Origin of the sequence: Alcanivorax profundi (assembly GCF_003597125.1) — a bacterium.
Taxonomy (GTDB): domain Bacteria; phylum Pseudomonadota; class Gammaproteobacteria; order Pseudomonadales; family Alcanivoracaceae; genus Alcanivorax; species Alcanivorax profundi.
The window spans coordinates 1-588 of sequence record NZ_QYYA01000065.1 but is presented as its reverse complement, the minus strand read 5'-3'; the positions used below and the strand labels follow the sequence as shown (position 1 = coordinate 588).

Genomic DNA, 588 nt, shown 5'->3' with positions numbered 1-588 from the left:
CACCCGCTTCTTCACCTCTTTTCCACACTCCCCATTGCTCTGGACTGTTGACCCTAAGTACTTAAAATCCTGCACCTTCTTCACCTCTTCTCCCTGTAACCTCACTGTTCCACTTGGGTCCCTGTCGTTCACACACAGGTATTCTGTCTTGTTACGACTAACCTTCATTCCTCTTCTCTCCAGAGCAAACCTCCACCTCTCTAGACTTTCCTCCACCTGCTCCCTGTTCTCACTACAGATCACAATGTCATCCGCAAACATCATCGTCCAGGGAGATTCCTTTCTGACCTCATCTGTCAGCCTGTCCATCACCACCGCAAACAAGAAGGGGCTCAGAGCCGATCCTTGATGCAGTCCCACCTTCACCGTGAACTCCTCTGTCACACCTACCGCACACCTTACCACTGTCCTACTGCTCTCATACATATCCTGCACCACTCTAACATACTTCTCTGTCACTCCAGACCTCCTCATACAATACCACAACTCCTCTCTTGGCACCCTGTCATATGCTTTCTCTAGATCTACAAAGACACAATGCAGCTCTTTCTGGCCCTCTCTGTACTTCTCTATCAACATTCTCAAAGC

The 588-nt window shown here is 49.1% G+C and carries 1 protein-coding gene; it reads right to left on the bottom strand.

Annotated features, from left to right (window positions below; translation table 11 throughout):
* Window positions 1-588: RNA-directed DNA polymerase (locus D4A39_RS19060; RefSeq protein WP_147393951.1), on the bottom strand; the 588-nt coding region annotated here is incomplete at both ends.